Origin of the sequence: Lysinibacillus sp. FSL R5-0849 (assembly GCF_038595075.1) — a bacterium.
GTDB lineage: Bacteria > Bacillota > Bacilli > Bacillales_A > Planococcaceae > Lysinibacillus > Lysinibacillus fusiformis.
The window spans coordinates 1,577,919-1,594,916 of sequence record NZ_CP152004.1 but is presented as its reverse complement, the minus strand read 5'-3'; the positions used below and the strand labels follow the sequence as shown (position 1 = coordinate 1,594,916).

Annotated in this window: 15 protein-coding genes; 2 read left to right on the top strand and 13 right to left on the bottom strand. The window is 39.0% G+C overall.

Features of this window, described 5'->3' with window-relative positions; translation table 11 throughout:
* Positions 1 to 42: 42 nt before the first annotated feature.
* The 7 genes from MKY80_RS07530 to MKY80_RS07500 form a co-directional block, all read right to left on the bottom strand.
* Positions 43 to 357 (bottom strand): YpoC family protein, encoded by a 315-nt coding sequence (locus tag MKY80_RS07530; RefSeq protein WP_089985120.1) that lies wholly within the window; start codon positions 355 to 357, stop codon positions 43 to 45.
* Positions 354 to 1,016 carry an endonuclease III gene (gene nth, locus MKY80_RS07525; protein WP_089985122.1) on the bottom strand — a complete coding sequence of 221 codons (663 nt, stop codon included), beginning with the start codon at positions 1,014 to 1,016 and terminating at the stop codon, positions 354 to 356. Before nth ends, MKY80_RS07530 begins: the two co-directional genes overlap by 4 nt.
* 12 nt (positions 1,017 to 1,028) lie before the next feature.
* The gene (locus MKY80_RS07520; protein WP_008176501.1) at positions 1,029 to 1,757 is read right to left on the bottom strand and encodes a DnaD domain-containing protein; all 729 of its coding nucleotides are present in this window, start codon (positions 1,755 to 1,757) and stop codon (positions 1,029 to 1,031) included.
* Positions 1,758 to 1,834: 77 nt separating this feature from the next.
* Positions 1,835 to 3,130, bottom strand: coding sequence for an asparagine--tRNA ligase (gene asnS, locus MKY80_RS07515; protein ID WP_089985123.1), 1,296 nt, complete (start codon positions 3,128 to 3,130; stop codon positions 1,835 to 1,837).
* Positions 3,131 to 3,158: 28 nt separating this feature from the next.
* Positions 3,159 to 4,352: a pyridoxal phosphate-dependent aminotransferase gene (locus tag MKY80_RS07510; protein ID WP_008176505.1), complete on the bottom strand. Its 1,194-nt coding sequence runs from the start codon at positions 4,350 to 4,352 to the stop codon at positions 3,159 to 3,161.
* A gap of 16 nt (positions 4,353 to 4,368) precedes the next feature.
* The gene (locus tag MKY80_RS07505) at positions 4,369 to 4,851 is read right to left on the bottom strand and encodes a DUF5590 domain-containing protein (protein WP_008176506.1); all 483 of its coding nucleotides are present in this window, start codon (positions 4,849 to 4,851) and stop codon (positions 4,369 to 4,371) included.
* Between the two features lie 344 nt (positions 4,852 to 5,195).
* On the bottom strand, positions 5,196 to 6,617 hold the full coding sequence (locus tag MKY80_RS07500; protein ID WP_043990148.1) for a tetratricopeptide repeat-containing diguanylate cyclase: 1,422 nt from the start codon (positions 6,615 to 6,617) through the stop codon (positions 5,196 to 5,198).
* A 286-nt stretch (positions 6,618 to 6,903) separates the two neighbouring features.
* On the opposite strand from MKY80_RS07500, the gene MKY80_RS07495 reads away from it, so the two are divergent.
* Complete coding sequence (locus MKY80_RS07495; protein ID WP_107921787.1) at positions 6,904 to 8,763, top strand: multicopper oxidase; 1,860 nt, start codon at positions 6,904 to 6,906, stop codon at positions 8,761 to 8,763.
* A 51-nt stretch (positions 8,764 to 8,814) separates the two neighbouring features.
* Here the strand turns inward: MKY80_RS07495 and MKY80_RS07490 are convergent, their stop codons facing one another.
* On the bottom strand, positions 8,815 to 10,062 hold the full coding sequence (locus MKY80_RS07490; protein WP_008176514.1) for an MFS transporter: 1,248 nt from the start codon (positions 10,060 to 10,062) through the stop codon (positions 8,815 to 8,817).
* Between the two features lie 190 nt (positions 10,063 to 10,252).
* A complete protein-coding gene (locus tag MKY80_RS07485) occupies positions 10,253 to 11,131 on the bottom strand; it encodes a LysR substrate-binding domain-containing protein (protein ID WP_089985128.1) in 879 nt (292 codons plus the stop codon).
* 127 nt (positions 11,132 to 11,258) lie between these two features.
* Here MKY80_RS07485 and MKY80_RS07480 point away from each other — a divergent pair, with 127 nt between their 5' ends.
* Positions 11,259 to 12,431, top strand: coding sequence for an MFS transporter (locus tag MKY80_RS07480; protein ID WP_342532414.1), 1,173 nt, complete (start codon positions 11,259 to 11,261; stop codon positions 12,429 to 12,431).
* 240 nt (positions 12,432 to 12,671) lie between these two features.
* Here the strand turns inward: MKY80_RS07480 and MKY80_RS07475 are convergent, their stop codons facing one another.
* From MKY80_RS07475 to MKY80_RS07460, 4 genes are all read right to left on the bottom strand, one after another.
* Positions 12,672 to 13,907 (bottom strand): M20 family metallo-hydrolase, encoded by a 1,236-nt coding sequence (locus MKY80_RS07475; protein WP_089985131.1) that lies wholly within the window; start codon positions 13,905 to 13,907, stop codon positions 12,672 to 12,674.
* Positions 13,908 to 14,070: 163 nt separating this feature from the next.
* Positions 14,071 to 14,529, bottom strand: a complete 459-nt coding sequence (locus tag MKY80_RS07470; RefSeq protein ID WP_342532411.1) for a nucleoside deaminase — start codon at positions 14,527 to 14,529, stop codon at positions 14,071 to 14,073.
* An 18-nt stretch (positions 14,530 to 14,547) separates the two neighbouring features.
* A complete protein-coding gene (arcC, locus tag MKY80_RS07465; protein WP_008176523.1) occupies positions 14,548 to 15,498 on the bottom strand; it encodes a carbamate kinase in 951 nt (316 codons plus the stop codon).
* Positions 15,499 to 15,500: 2 nt separating this feature from the next.
* A complete protein-coding gene (locus MKY80_RS07460) occupies positions 15,501 to 16,979 on the bottom strand; it encodes a cytosine permease (RefSeq protein WP_008176525.1) in 1,479 nt (492 codons plus the stop codon).
* Positions 16,980 to 16,998 lie beyond the last annotated feature (19 nt).

Sequence of the window (16,998 nt, the reverse complement as noted above, 5' to 3'; positions counted from 1 at the left end):
TCTCGGTTTTTTCTGTCGGCACAAGTATTTTATTCTGCCACTCTATTTTTTACTAGCTTGAATTCGTAAACGTGCTGTACGCTTTTTCGTTTCCTTAAATAATTCATCCAACTGACGGTAACAAGCATATTGCCCTGGCTTCGCTTTGATAAAGGAAAGTCTTTCAACCCCATTAATCGGCAGCACCTCATCTCCTGCCGCTTGTACAAGCTGTTCAAACAATTGGATTGCTTCTTCCATTAAGTCTTTTGCTGTACCATTTCTAGCATCATGGGCTTCGTGGATAGTTGCTTGAAGGGTTGTCCATTGGGCAAACCAAGCATCTACCTGATCTTTTGTGATCGCCTCTCTATTCATGCTTCCTTCACCAAGCCTTTCTTCAAACGCTTTTGACCTTCACGACAATCACTTAGTAAAGGACAGGTATGGCAGCCAGGATTTTGGGCCTTACAATGATAACGACCAAAGAAAATTAACTGATGATGCGTTTTTGACCACTTATCCATGGGCGTTTTTTTCATGATTGTTTCTTCCACTTCAAGTACGGAATCCTTCCATCTACATAGACCTAGACGTTTGGAAACACGCTCTACATGGGTATCAACTGCTAGCGCAGGAATATCAAAGGCTACTGATAGCACCACATTGGCTGTTTTGCGACCTACACCTGGCAATGTTACAAGTGCTTCTCGGGTTGCTGGTATTTCGCCATTATATTCATCTAGCAAACGTTGACATAAAGCCTGAATGTTCTTTGCTTTATTACGATATAAGCCAATAGAGCGAATATCCTGTTGTAATTCTTCCAACGGGACAGCCAAATAATCTTCAGGCGTTTTATATTTCTGAAATAATGTTTTGGTTACCTTATTAACAAGTACATCCGTACATTGTGCAGATAATAATGTCGCAATTGTGAGCTCAAAGGCATTGTCATGCACAAGCTCACAATGTGCATTAGGAAACATTCGATCCATTTCTTCTAGGCAATGCTCCCACTGTTTTTTTGTTAACAAACTGGATGCCCCCTATTCTCTCTCTTCTAACCAATTATAAAAAGGTACTTTGTTAGTCGGTTGCGTGTCTTGCTGAACTGTCCGTGCTGGAGTCCTGCTAAATGTTTGCTTCTCTCTGAACTGCTCACTTTGCTTTTGTGCCGCTTGAGGTGTCGTAATATTTTTCTTCTTCCACTCTAACAAAATACGATCAATATAGCGAATGCTCAGTTTCCCAGCAAAAACAGCTTCTTTCAATGCCTCTTTAATGAGTGTTGGACTATGCTTGTCCTCATCAAGCCAACACCCTATTTTTTCAAGCTCTAAAGGAGATAAAAGACGTCCCATTTCTTCTTCAAAGAGTCGGAAAATCTCTCCTTCTTCTTGTTGAAGTGTTGTAGCAGATTTTTGTTGCTCTTTCATCTCGATCATCTGCACAATTCGCTCCCAGAGTGGATAAACCGAATATTTTTCATAGAGCTTGCCACCTGTATCCACATCACGAGTAATTTCAAGGAAGCCCTTTTGCATTAATCGTTGTAAACGGGATGTTAGTTCATTTTCTGGCATTGTGAGACGATTCTTTAAATCATTTGGTGTAGGGAAGTCATAGCCTTCCATATGAAAGGCTAACAGGTGCATAACAATTAGCGCCTCTTCATCCTCTATATTTAACTCCTTATAAAACTGAAAAAAAAGCTGGGGAATGGGAATCATTCTCTGCTCAGTCCATGTACGGAGTCGATGATTATTTGCATTCATATTCCTCTAGACTCCTTCTTTAAGTAAGTAGAAAAGCCGCGTAGATATTTCACTACGCGACTTTTAAATTGATTTGCTTATGGATATAAGCGGTTCAGTAAACGTGGGAATGGAATTGTTTCACGAATATGTTCTGTGCCAGAAATCCATGCCACAGTTCGCTCTAATCCAAGTCCGAAGCCTGAATGTGGAACAGAACCATGTTTACGAAGCTCCAAATACCATGCATATGCATCTAATGATAGGTTATGTTCTTCAAGACGAGATTTTAATAAATCATAGTCATGGATACGCTCAGAACCACCAATAATTTCACCATAGCCTTCAGGTGCGATTAAATCAGCACATAATACAACGTCATCGCGATCTGGATGTGGTTGCATATAGAAAGGCTTAATGCCTACTGGGTAGCATGTAATGAATACTGGCTTGTCGAATGAATTGGCAATAGCCGTTTCATGAGGTGCACCAAAATCGTCGCCCCATTCGATATCGTCAAAACCTTGTTCATGTAAAAGCTTAATCGCGTCATCATATGAAATACGAGGGAATGGCGCTTTAATATTTTCAAGTTTCGATGTATCACGGTCAAGTCGCTCTAATTCTAATTTGCAGTTAGCCAGAACGGATTGTACAATATGCGTTACATATTGCTCCTGTACTTCTAGATTTTCTTCAAACTCTACAAAGGCCATCTCAGGCTCAATCATCCAGAACTCGATTAAGTGACGACGCGTTTTAGATTTTTCAGCACGGAAAGTTGGACCGAATGAAAATACTTTTCCTAGTGCCATAGCTGCGGCTTCCATATAAAGCTGCCCTGATTGAGAAAGGAATGCATCCTCATCAAAGTATTTCGTATGGAATAGCTCAGATGTACCTTCAGGTGAAGATCCTGTTAAAATCGGTGGGTCCATCTTTGTAAAGCCATTGTTGTTGAAAAATTCATAAGTAGCACGAATGATTTCATTACGGACCTTCATAATGGCATGTTGTTTACGAGAACGTAACCATAAATGACGGTTATCCATTAAAAATTCAGGACCGTGCTCCTTCGGTGTAATAGGGAAATCTGTTGCTGTATGTAGAACCTCAATTCCTGTTACAGCTAGCTCACAGCCAAAGCTTGAACGTTCGTCAGCTTTCACCTCTCCTGTAATATACATAGAAGTTTCTTGCGTTAGTCCTTTAGCTGTAGCAAAAATTTCTTCGCCCACTTCTTCTTTCACGACAACACCCTGAACAAAACCAGAGCCATCACGAAGTTGTAAGAAGGCGATTTTACCACTTGAACGTTTGTTAGCTAGCCAAGCGCCCATTTTGACTGTTTCACCGATATGCTGTGGCATATCTTTAATCATAATTTTTTTCATAGAAATCCTCCAAAGTCGTCTAGAGGGATTAGTCTTGCCATTTTGATTTTACAAATGTATCAATACGACGGACTGCCTCTTCTAGTAAGTCTAAAGATGTTGCATAAGATAATCGCATAGTAGTTGGTGCACCAAAGCCAGAGCCTGGAATTACAGCTACGTTTGCTTCTGTTAAAATATCCGCAGCGAATGCGTCTACTGAATCATAGCCAGTGTGAGCCATAGCTTCTGCTACATCTGGTAATAAGTAGAATGCACCCTGTGGTTTTAATACATGGAAGCCAGGAATTGCACTTACCTGTGGGTAAATTTTCTCAAGACGAGATTCGAATGCTTGGCGCATTTCCTCTACCGCGTCCTGTGGTCCATTATACGCCTCAACAGTTGCATATTGCGCAGTTGTAGTCGCATTAGATGTTGAATGTGATGCAAGGTCAGTCATTGCTTTCACTACGTCCGCATCACCCGCAGCATAACCAATACGCCAGCCTGTCATAGAGTGAGATTTTGCTACACCATTTACAACGATTGTACGTGCTTTCACTGCATCAGAAAGTTGTGCAATTGAAAAATGCTCAATACCATTGTATACAAGCTTCTCATAAATTTCATCTGACACGATTAAAATATCCTTTTCTTCTGCAACTGCAGCAAGTTCTGCAAGCTCTTCACGTGAATATATCATACCAGATGGGTTGCTAGGTGAGTTGATAATTACCGCTTTTGTTTTATCAGTCACAGCAGCTCTTAATTGATCAGCAGTAATTTTATAGTTTTGTTCACGTGTACCTTCAACATATACAGGTACTCCGCCCGCTAATTTAACTTGCTCAGGATAAGACACCCAATAAGGGATTGGAATAATAACTTCATCACCCTCGTTTAAAATAACTTGGAATAATGTGTATAAAATATGCTTTGCACCTACACCAACAATCACTTCATTTGGCTGATACGTAAGATTATTATCGCGCTGTAGTTTATCAATAATAGCTTTTTTTAGCACTGGAAGTCCGCCAGCAGGTGTATATTTTGTATACCCCTTTTCCATTGAATCAATGGCAGCATTTAAAATGTTTTGAGGTGTATTAAAGTCTGGTTCACCAGCTCCAAGGCCAATGACATCAATACCTTGCTCTTTTAATGCTTTTGCTTTCGCAGTAATAGCTAATGTTGAAGATGGTGTTAAAGTTTTTACACGTGTTGCTAATAAGTTTTTCATCCGGGATCTACTCCTCTTATAAATTCGTAATGCGCTTCCACCAGTCGCCATCCTTAAACATAATATAGACATAGTTGAGTTTGTCATGGTCGTTTAGGTATGTAATCTCCCAAACAGCGCCCGGCTCCTCATAGCCCAATTTCATGTGGAGGACCTTTTGTACATTTCCTTCATTTTTAAAAACCGATAATGCTTGCTTTTCCGTAATACCATCTTCTAATAACACTTCCTGAATGGAATCCTTGTCTAGATTCGTGGGAACAAAGACAGCCTTTTTATCACCGTATTCGTCTACCCCGAACACAGTAACATACGAATGTTTGCCATTATATGTGTAGGACTCCGATACAATTGCGAGGGCTTTGGCATCGAGTGCCAACTGTTCAGCCTGCTCTTCAATTGAACGGAACGGAGCCTCGGCTTTCCAGAGTACTAAAATGCTAATGACAAGTGACAACGAAACAATAAAGACAGAAATGAAAATTAACCAGTTTTTCATCTATTCACCTGTTGTTTCATATCGTGCCTTTTTGGCACAACACATAGCGGATGTTTGTGTGTGTTTTTAACTGCATAACAATTCATTTTGCATTCCATTTTGTCAACCTGCTTTCTTTCCTCATACCACAACATTATACAACAATTTTGTGCTGTCGTGTTTCTTAATTTCATATATTGTACGTTGCTAGAATAACGTTTTCAACTGATTGGTACAGTAATTTTCATTCCGTATCATTTTACCTCGTTCTAATTTGCGATGACGCTCCAATTTCTCTCAAGAATATTCCCTGAAACAGGAGAAAAATTCCTATTCAACACTGTAAATAGGAATCACTCAAATTATCATAGTTCATAGATGACATTGGTGGCACGGCCTTTATCTTTTGCCTCATACAAACAGCGATCAGCTTGATCAAATAAATCATTATAATGATAATTTTTTCGATCATTCATACAAGCTCCCATACTGACCTTTAATGGATAGCTTTTCTGGTCTTTTTCTAATGTTAACGTAAGCAAATGAGCGTGTGTATTTTGGACAAGTGCTTTCATGTAATCCTTTTGTGGATGGCGTATACAGATAATGAATTCATCCCCTCCATAACGGATAATTTTTACGTCTTCCTCCCGCAAAAACTCCCTCAAGCCATTAGCTAAAAGCTGTAAAACTCGATCGCCAAACAAATGTCCATGCGTATCATTAAATAATTTAAAATTATCAATATCAAGAACTGTAATACATACATAGGATTCCGCCATTTTGGCAGCATGTAACCATTCATCTAGCTCGTAATCTAGAAAGTGGCGATTCAAAACACCTGTTAATGGATCATAATGTGCTTTTCTTTCTAATCTCTCTTTTTGACGCTTAAATTCCAAATTCAACACTTGCTGTAGTAAATTATCAACGCTCATCTGTTCCGAAAGGTCAATATAATCTTTTTGGACATCAAAAATTTCATCTCGCCAATTCAATTGGTACAGGACATTTAACAATAAGCGCATCACTTTTTTCGTAATGGGCTTATCACCATAGGATTTGGCTAGATCTATTGCTTGTTGATAATATTGCACCGCTTCCTCAAGCTTGTGCTGCTTTTCATATAAAAAGCCATAGCCAAACAAAGCTGCTACTTTTTCAGGTTTATGTTGAGAAATTATGCTTGAAGTTAATGAGTCATCAAGCAATGCCTTTCCTGCTAAAAAATCCCCTTCCAAAATATACACATCTGCTAAATTATTATTGATGCGAATATCTAATAATCTTGCTAAATCTGGCTGTGTCTCATATAGCGTTTTATTATATTCTCTTGCTAACAACCCCGCTTGAAGGGCTTCCTTCGTAAAGCCCTTCTCTACCTCTATATAGCATAAATTATTATGACAACGAACAAGCATCATAAAATCTTGTAATTCTTGAGCATAAGCAATTGACTTTTTCGTCATCTCTGCTGTTTTTTCACGGATTCCTACCATATCGTATATTAACGACATAACCAAATAATAATGCATCAAATCTTTGCTAGTACCATATTTTTCACAAATAGCCTCATACTCGAAAATAAGGCTGACAATGGCTAGCGTATCGCCCAAAGAATGATGTACTAAAATTTTCTGATAGTACAAGTCCAATACATATTCATAGTTGTTTCCCTCTAAAGCTACTAAAAGACCCTGATCTGCCAGTTTCAGCGCATCTGTTAAATACCCCTTTATGCGCATTTCCATGATTGTCTTATTTAATTCCTCTAATGTTAACACCACTGTCTCACCACTTTTCCAAGCCCCTATTTAATCCTTCACTTTGTTCTGTAACAATTATAAGACATATCTATTTACTTCGGCCGACTTTTTAGCAATATACCAACTATTACCTCGATTTCAAAAAAACTTTTATAAGACAGCTATTGAATGTCCTTTTGTTTTCCCCTCCCATTAAATTTTTATACTATTACACATTTTTCTCCATTTTTGTCCCAGTCAACTGTTGTTTTTACCCATATGATGTGATAACTAGGCATGTTAAGTAATTGAAAAGGGATGTGATGTTTTGAGTTTACCAATTAACCCTTCTGATCCAGCTACCATTCCAAAATTTGTAGATGCTCTACAGAAGCCGGTGACAGCAAAACCAAAGTACTGTAGAGGACAAAAGAAACATGATTATTACGAGCTAGTCATGATGGAGGGCGAGCACCGCTTTCACAAGCATTTTCCTAATACATTAATATGGGGGTACAACGGACTTTATCCAGGACCAACTATAGAAGCGACGAAAGATAAACCGATTTACGTTAAATATAGAAATCAATTACCACTACAGCACTTTTTACCAGTGGATTTTACACTACATGCCGCCAACGATTCCCAAGAGGTAAGAACCGTCACTCACTTACATGGAGCTAATGTGGATTGGGAGAGCGACGGTCATCCAGAGGCATGGTACACAAGAGATTATCGACATACTGGTCCAAAATTTAATAAAGAAATCCATGAATATACGAACCACCAGCCTGGTACTACAATGTGGTACCATGACCATGCTATGGCTTTAACACGTTTAAATGTCTATGCAGGCTTGGCAGGTTTCTATTTACTAAGAGATGCCCTGGAGGAACGTTCCAATTTACCATGTGGAGAATACGAATATCCTATTTTAATTCAAGATAAATCATTTAATGAGGATGGCTCTTTATTTTATCCTGATGAACCACCATTCCCAGTTACTGTACATCCTTCGATTACCCCTGGCTTCGTAGGTAACACCATTGTAGTCAATGGAAAGCTTTGGCCCTTTTTAGATGTTGAGCCTCGTAAATATAGATTTCGGTTCCTGAATGGCTCCAATCGAAGAGGCTATGTCATCAGCTTGTCAAATGAGCAGACTATGATGCAAATAGGCACAGATGGCGGTTTTTTATCAGCGCCTCAAGCGATTCAATCTGTAGAGCTGCTACCTGCTGAACGCACAGATATCATCATCGATTTTTCAGCTTGCGAGGGACAGGAAATCACCTTACTCAACACAGATACAGATTTTATCGATGAGCATACGAACGTCATTATGCAATTTAAAGTATCACTTCCCTTAAAATATGAGGATACGAGTGAAATTCCCGAGAGACTGGCAGTCACAATGGATTTACATCCACATCATGCACATATCGATAGACAGTTACCTTTGACAGCAACAACAGATGAATTTGGAAGACCTATGCTGTTATTGAACAACCGAATGTACCACGACCCAGCGACAGAAAAACCTTCCTTAGATAGTATTGAAGTTTGGAGTTTTATTAATACTACGCCTTTTATACATCCTATTCATTTGCATCTCATTCAATTTAAAATTCTTGAACGTCGGCCATTTGATTTAGAACTCTATCAAAATGAAGGAATCGTATCGTTTACAGGACCACCAGAGGAGCCTCGGGACTATGAGCGTGGTTGGAAAGATACGGTCAAAGTGGATGCTGGCAAAGTTACGAAAATTATTATGCAATGGAAGGATCATGTGGGGAATTACATGTGGCATTGTCACTTCCTTGAGCACGAGGACCATGATATGATGCGACCTATTCTTGTAATGAAGGATGTCCACGCTGTTCAACAGCCGCATGCTGAAATAGAACAGCCTACCCATCATGAGGCTACTATTACTAGTACTACGACAGCCCCTACCCCTACGACAAATACTACTAGTACGACACATCATAATGAGTCACCCGCACCATTATTAAATGCTTCTCAAATTCCTTTCACGGAGGAAGAAGAAATTGTGGATTCACTAGCAGAGGAGACTACACATATAGGAAATAATGATCAACATAGGCCCATCCTGCTTTTCCCAACTCCATCTACACGCACTGATACAAATAGACCTAGACCTCGTAGACCTAGAAGATTTTAGCAAGCCAATCACACAAAGAAAACTACCGTTTAAGTGGTAGTTTTTTTGTGTTCAAGCATGTATACGCCATAATCTATGCGTGAGTAGCGCCAAAAGCAGCATCATAACACAAATCATTAAAATCGGTATAAAGAGGTTGGCACGAAAGATCTCGAACAACAGTCCATAGCCCATTTGCCCAAGAGGTGCCATGCATTGCGAAACAGCCATCATGATCGCCATGACTTTCCCTAAATTTTCATTGGGTGTTTCCTTTTGCACAAGTGTCATTACGTAGATTGAAATGATCGTCATCATCATCGCCATCACAAGCGCACAACCGGTAAATAATAAGTATGAAGCATAATAGCCTATTTGAAGCATGGGCTGAATGACAGCAATGGCCATAGGAATCACCAAAAAAGCAGTCACCAATACCCAAATATATAGCCTGTTAATTTGGAGCTTTTTTGCGAAATAGCCCATCGATAATGCACCAAGTATGGTTGCAAAATCAATAATGCCCATCCCTATTCCGTACAACGAATCACTTACTTCTAACGTGACACGAAGGACGATCGGTACTCCTACGATAAAGAGCGGCGTAAATAATAAATTTAATAAGGCGGCCAGTACCGTACATTTTAAAATAAAGGATTGCTTCACAACATATGTAAATCCTTCTTTTATATCCTTGAATAACGTCATAACTAATTGTCCATCATCATCTCGTTTTACAAATGGAATAGTCATATACATTTCTACGATGGCTGTAACGAAAAATAATAGACCACTTACAAGGACCAGAATTTTGATGCCTAGTAACCCATAAAGAATTCCACCTAGTACTGGTGCAGCAACACCAGCCAAAGCCTGCACCCCATTCACGATTCCATTTGCCTGCTCAAGATGCTGTTCTCTTACTAATAACGGAATACTAGCCATGACTGCAGGTGAATACATAGCGCTAATGATGGACAGGAGCACCATAACTACGCCTATCCCTAACACTGAATGATATTCAGTCCATAATGTGAGATAGAATATCAAGACAACGACACTATTAATAACATCAAATAACACCATTAAATGCCGTCGATTAAAACGATCGGCAAGGGCACCACCGAATGGCGTAAGAAGAATAGGTATGCTTGAAATGGCAAATAGCACGGCAAAAAGATCGGCCCTGCCCGTCATATCTAAAACAAAAAGTGATAGCGCAAACCTTAATAAGGCAGAACCTAAAATAGAAATAATCTGACCAAATACAAGAATTTTAAAATCTTTCGAAAATCCTTTTTCCTTTACGAATGTGTCCATGTACTGTCTCCCCTTTAATAGACCGACTGTCGGTCATTATTTTTGTATAAAAAAAGTGTAGCAATAAGTTTGGATGTTCGTTGTGACTAAAACTTATACCACACTCTTTAGACCGTCTGTCGGTTTATAATTAGTATATGGGAACTCCCCCAAAAAAGGAACTTATATTTTTAGGAAGTTTTCAAAATCCTTATTCTTTTAAATATGCTTTTATTTGTTCTATAAAAGCTGTGGTGGCGTGACTTACATAGCGATCCACTCGGTAAATAATTGACAAACTTCGACTAGGAATAGCGTCTGTTAGACGAATGATACGTAAATCTGAATCATTCATTTGCTGAATTAATGGATAGGGCTGCACCGTAGCTCCTATATTTGCGCGTACTAGATTCATAATTGACGTAACAGAGCTTGTTTCAAGAATAGTATGGAGCTGGAAACCATGCTTTTTCACTGTCTCTTCGACTATTTCTCTTCCTAAAAAGCCTTCAGGATACATGACCAATGGAAGGTCTTTTAATTCAGCAATAGTGACCGCTTCTCGATGCGCCCATGGATGCTCCTTTGAAACCGTTACAACGTACTCCTCCTTTCGTAAAGGAATAATGACTAAACGATCATGGGGCTCAACATTCGTCCCAATACCTATATCCACTTCATTTTCAAGAACTTGCCTCATAATATCGATAGAAGCAAGGATTGTAAGCTTTACCCTAGGGAATTTTTGATGAAAATCAATGACAAGTTGTGTAATTCGATAGTCTAAATCAGATGGCATAATACCAACACGTATTTGACCACCTTGGACCTCTTGTAAATCTTTAATAGCACCTTTGACATTTTGTAGTGTATTAAGCATTGCAGTAGCATAGGTAAACAATAAGGCACCAGCCTCCGTCACCACTATTTTTTTGCCAATACGATCAAATAACGGCATTCCTAGCTCATCCTCAAGCACCCGTATTTGCTGGCTTAACGTTGGTTGAGAAATACCTAGCTTTTCAGCCGCTTTTGTAAAATGTAGCTCCTCACAGACTGCCATAAAATAGTGTAGATGACGTATTTCCATATGAATCACAACCAATCATAGTTTGTATCTATCATTGTAATAGTAATAATAGTATTGTCCAATCATTTATGTTGTTATAGACTTCAACTTAGGATTTATTTATTCAAACTTACGGAGTTGATATAGCATGAAAATGAAGCAAACGATTTTACCTATCATGGCCATTATTTTGGCTTCTTTAAATTTAAGACCTGTCATTACTTCCGTTTCACCTTTGTTAGGAACTATCCGAGAATCATTGCATATGAGTGCGGCAAGCGCTAGTTTATTAACGTCATTAGCTGTCTTATGTATGGGGTTATTTGCACCGATCGCGCTCAAGCTCGCTAATCGTTGGAGTATTGAACGAGCGATTGCCTATTCCCTCATATTAATTGGGCTTGCAACCACTTCAAGGTACTTTGCTTACTCTGCCTGGGTCATGCACGTTACAGCCCTATTTGCGGGTATTGGTATTGCCATTGTTGGTCCATTACTATCAGGTTTTATTAAAGCAAAGTTTGCAAACCCTTCTCGTATCGTCGGTATTTATTCACTCGCTTTAGTTGTAGGGGCTGCCTTAGGTTCAGGTCTATCCATCCCATTAAGGACCATTTTTCATTCTTGGCAAATCTCTGCAGCTTCCTGGGCTTTACTTGCGATCATCGCTTTGTTTTTTTGGTGGAAGCCTATCGAGCGGAAAACACACTCGACAAGTACTACAGGTAATAAAAATACCATCTCTATCAAGCAAATTTTAACAAGTGAAAAAGCTTGGCTATTAACAGGTTTTTTTGGTTTAATGGCCTTCATGTTTTATACGATTATGGCCTGGTTACCACCAATAGCTGAGCAAATGGGCTATAGCAAACATGATGCCGGAATGATGCTCACCCTATTAACGGTTGCCCAAATGCCTGCAACGTTTTTAGTCCCTATTTTAAATAACAGCTTCCAGCATCGAGCTGTTTGGCTAGTAGCTTGTTCATTACTTGAATTAATCGGTTTATCAATGCTGCTATTTTCCATTAACCCTTGGCTAAGCAGTGTCCTTATTGGCATTGGGGCAGGTGGCTTATTCTCATTAGGATTAACTTTACCAATAGATGAAGCCGAAGATATCCAAGAAGCTAGTTTCTTAGCGGCTATGACCCAATCTGTCGGCTTCGTATTTGCTGCTCTTGGCCCCCTATTTGTGGGCCTTGTAAGAGATTACACAGGGAACTTTACAGCTGCCATTATAGGCATGATGATAATCGTAATCGTCATGATCATGATCCAATTAAAAATTGGTAATCAGAAGCCCCATGCTACCCATTAAATTCATACGAAAAAGACGACTACATAATTAAAAGTCGTCTTTCTTCGAATGACCTCATTTCCTTCATTCCTAGAATCTTGTCCAGTCATTTTAAGGTGTGTCGCTTTAGTATTCGTTCTTTTACCCGAGTTTCTACTGACGATTAGCTGTCACCGCATACGCATCAGCTTAGGAAATTAAATAGGTATTACATGCCTGAACGACAAACCATGCTCCCGCTATTGTCTATCACGCATCATGCTAGATAATTATAGCGGATCTTAAAACCGCTTCTTCTAAAACTTCTATGCCTAATAAAATATCTTCAAGGTCTGTATGTTCATCAGGATGGTGACTTAAGCCGTCCACTGATGGGATAAAAATAAGGCCAACTGGTCCGAGTCTAATCATGTTCATTGAATCGTGTCCCGCACCACTTTGCATATATTGATAGGAGAGATTTTTATCTATACAAATACTTTCCAACCCTTTCATTAGACTATGTGAAAGTAGGACAGGCTCCTCCGAGCTAATGACTTTATAGTCAATAGCAAGCAGTCGCTTTTGTTGGACATTTGCGATGGCAGTATAGAATTGCTGAAGAACTCGATCCCTTGATTGTACTGAGGAGGAACGAATGTCGACTGTAAGCTCCACCTGTCCTGGGACAACGTTCATGGATCCTGCAACAACGTCTAAAATACCTACTGTTGCCACTGTTCCAAACTCTTGCTCGGCTATCGCTGCTTTCTCCAATTCTAATGCCAATTCTGATGCCCCTAAAAGTGCGTCCTTCCTCATATTCATCGGTGTTGTACCTGAATGGGAGGCTTTCCCGTTTAATGTCATTAATAAACGGACTGGTGCCGCCACCCCCGTAACAATTCCAATTTTTTTCTCATAGCTAATTAGCATTGGACCTTGCTCAATATGTAACTCAAAAAAGGCATGGAAACCTTCCCCTGCTCTATTTGCCTGATCCACACTACTAAAATCTAGCCCACAGTGGGCAAAAGCCTGTTCCATGGAAATGCCATCGCGATCTACGAGATGACGATATTTTTCTTTATCTATAAGCCCTGCCATTGCTTTACTGCCGACCGTTGATACACCAAAACGAGAAGACTCCTCACAGGCAAATGCAATAATTTCAATTGGATGCTTGGTCACGATTGACTTCTCATTTAATCGTTTGATTACTTCTAGGGCTGCCGTTACGCCAACAACTCCATCATACTTTCCACCTTGATAAACTGTGTCTAAATGAGAGCCCATGACTACAGGCTGTAATCCTGGTACTTTACCTTCTCTTCGAGCAATAAGATTTCCACATGGGTCAATATGAATTTGAAGATGTTCATCTTTACATAAACGAATGAAGGCATGTAAACAAGCCTGCTCTTCATTTGTATAAGCAACTCTCGTAATTCCTTTCTCACCTGAATTATATTGATTCATTTTATTTAGTAATTGTTGATAACGTTCTTTGCCAACCATGTAAACAACTCCTTCTTAAGAATTACGAAGATGAAAATCAAACCAAATTTGCTTTTGCCCTGTATCTATTTTAATTGTACCAATTATTTCATGCTTATTGGATGAAAAGTAGAAAAGGGATTCTCGAAAACGAGATCCCTACTCTAATCTTGATCATAGGCTATTATTTGCTATTAGCCATTTTGTTATTGAAATGATGGAATAGTGCATCAAATTCTTCTGGCGTCTCCATTTTATGCATGTTTAGCACACTTTTATCTTTTCCAGTTAAGTAATCACGTATATGCATATCAGAGAAGCCATGTACATGAGCATCTTCTGCTGTATTGCAATAATGCACTTCTTTAATTCCTGACCAAATGATTGCTGAAACACACATCGGACATGGTTCACATGTTGCGTAAATGACACAATCGGATAAATCCATTGTGCCAAGCTTTTTAGAAGCTTCGCGAATAGCTACTATTTCTGCATGTGCAGTTATGTCTGTATCACGCATCATCGTATTTCCGACAACAGCGATGATTTCATCACCTCTTACAATCGTTGCACCAAAAGGTCCACCAATATTTTGATCGATACCGTCTTTAGTTTTGTCAACTGCTAATTGAATATAATCCATACCGTGATTCCCCCTATGTTAATTTATAATATGAGTACCCGCCTGATTATTGATTGCCTCTTTTAGACTCTCAGGATTTGTAATAATAACTCGGTGACCACCATTTTCTAAGAAGCTCAAACTTGCTTCGATTTTTGGTAGCATACTTCCTGGTGGGAATTGATTGTCTAAAACATGTTTCTTTGTTTCTTCAATTGTAATTTCTTCAAGTGCTTGTTGTTCTGGCTTCCCAAAGTTAATGAATACTCGTGGAACGCCTGTTGTAATAATTAATGAATCCGCATTTACTTGAGCTGCTAACAGACTTGTTGCAAAGTCTTTGTCAATAACAGCATCTACACCTTCGTAGATATTGTTTTCTTTTCTAATCACTGGGATACCGCCTCCGCCTACCGCGATGACTACATAGTCATTGTCAATAAGTGATTTGATTGCATCCTTTTCCACAATATCAATTGGTAGTGGTGAAGGCACCACACGACGATAACCGCGTCCTGAATCTTCTATCATTTTCCAATCTGGATGTTCCACTAACATAGCGTCCGCTTGCTCTTTCGTAAAGAATGAACCTACTGGCTTAGTAGGATTAACAAAGTTCGGATCATTTTCATTGATTTCCACTTGTGTAATCACACTAACTACCTTTTTATTAATTTGACGCTTCGCCAGTTCATTGATTAGGGCTTGTTGAATTAAATAGCCAATTCCGCCTTGTGTATCGGCAACACAGTTCACTAAAGGTACCGCTGGCATGCCAGATATTTCATTAGCAATTTCACTTCTTTGTAGCGTAAAACCTACTTGAGGACCATTGCCATGAGTGACAACCACTTTATAGCCTTCTTGAATCATATCTGCAATATGTTCGACAGTTTGAGCAACAGCTTCCTGCTGGCTATGAATAGATTCACTACCGCTATCTTTTACTAACGAGTTGCCTCCGATTGCTACAATTACTAATTTACTCACAACTACACCCCTACTTCATTTTCCACATTATTTTGAATTTTTTGGTTATTAAATCGATATAACACTGTATATAAAATGAACGATACGATTAGTCCGCTAAAGAAGGCGAAATCATTTAGCTTCACTAGGAAAGGCACACCTTTAAGGAAAGCACCTGACATTGGTAGCATAAAACTAATCAATAGCACGACACATGCTACGATGTTATAGCCAGATTTATAAGCCCCATTGTTACCGTCTTCCACATAAATTGTAGATAACTCAATTCGACGTTTACGTTCGATATAAAAACTAGACAACATAATGCCTGCAATTGGACCAAACATAGAGCCGATAAAACTATAGAAGAAGAATAAAGTTTCTGTACTAGATACTAGTTTCCAAGGCAAAATCATTGTTCCAACAATGGCTGTTAAAATTCCTGCTGTTTTTACTGTAAATACTTTAGGGAATAACGTTGTCATTTGTAATCCTGATGGTAGTAAATTACCGAATACGACAAATGCAGTTGCCCCAACATTTAATGCTAAAATTAATACAATAACAGAAAATGGATTTTGGATTTTATCGATTGCATCGACAATATTAAAAATTGGTTGTCCAAATGCAATTTCTGTCCCTGCTATTAAACTAATACAAGTGATGGCAAATAGTAGATATGAACCGATCATGCCAATAGATAAACCATAGACCATAGCTTTTGGTGACTTAGCTCTATTTGTAAAATCTGCAATATTAACAATTGGACCAGCCCAATTGGATACCAATGCGCTGACACAAGCAATAAATACTAGCGGACTTTCCATTTTTGTTGCCGGTGTGTATTCTAAAATTGGACCGATACCACCAGCAATATTGATTGCCCAAATCGCTGCGCCAATGATGAAAATATAAACGATTGGTGAAGAATATTTCCCAAAAACAGTGAGCATATTCATACCGCCTAAAAATAGTAAAACTGTAACTACCCATAAAATACTATAAGAAATCATTGTCGGAACATCTAAGCCAAAAAGAGTAAAGTCCCCACCAATAGACATATAGTTCGGAATAAATCTAGTGAATAAAACATTTAGAGATTGAGCCCCCACTACTGTGGTTGTACCAAAGAAAACAACCCCAGCAATTAATCCACGACATAACGCTGGAATAATGGAACCCTTTACTCCGAATGTATCTCTCAATAATATGGCAAATGGTATACCATATTTAGAGGCAGAATATCCATTTAAGGCGTAGCCTGCAGAAACAATCACTGCTGATAGCATGATGGCTAAGAAAACTTGATTAACAGATAATCCCAAGATAAAAAATCCTGCAACCGTCATATAAGACATAATATTGTGAACTGCACCCATCCAAACTGTGATGTAGTTAGTGATTCCCCAGTCTCTTTCCTGAGGACCCTTTGGTAATAGTTCTTCCGAATAGCCTAGTGCTCTATAGTCTTGATAGGACTGTTCAATTTTTGCATGTTCCATCTAAAGCTCCTCCTACTTA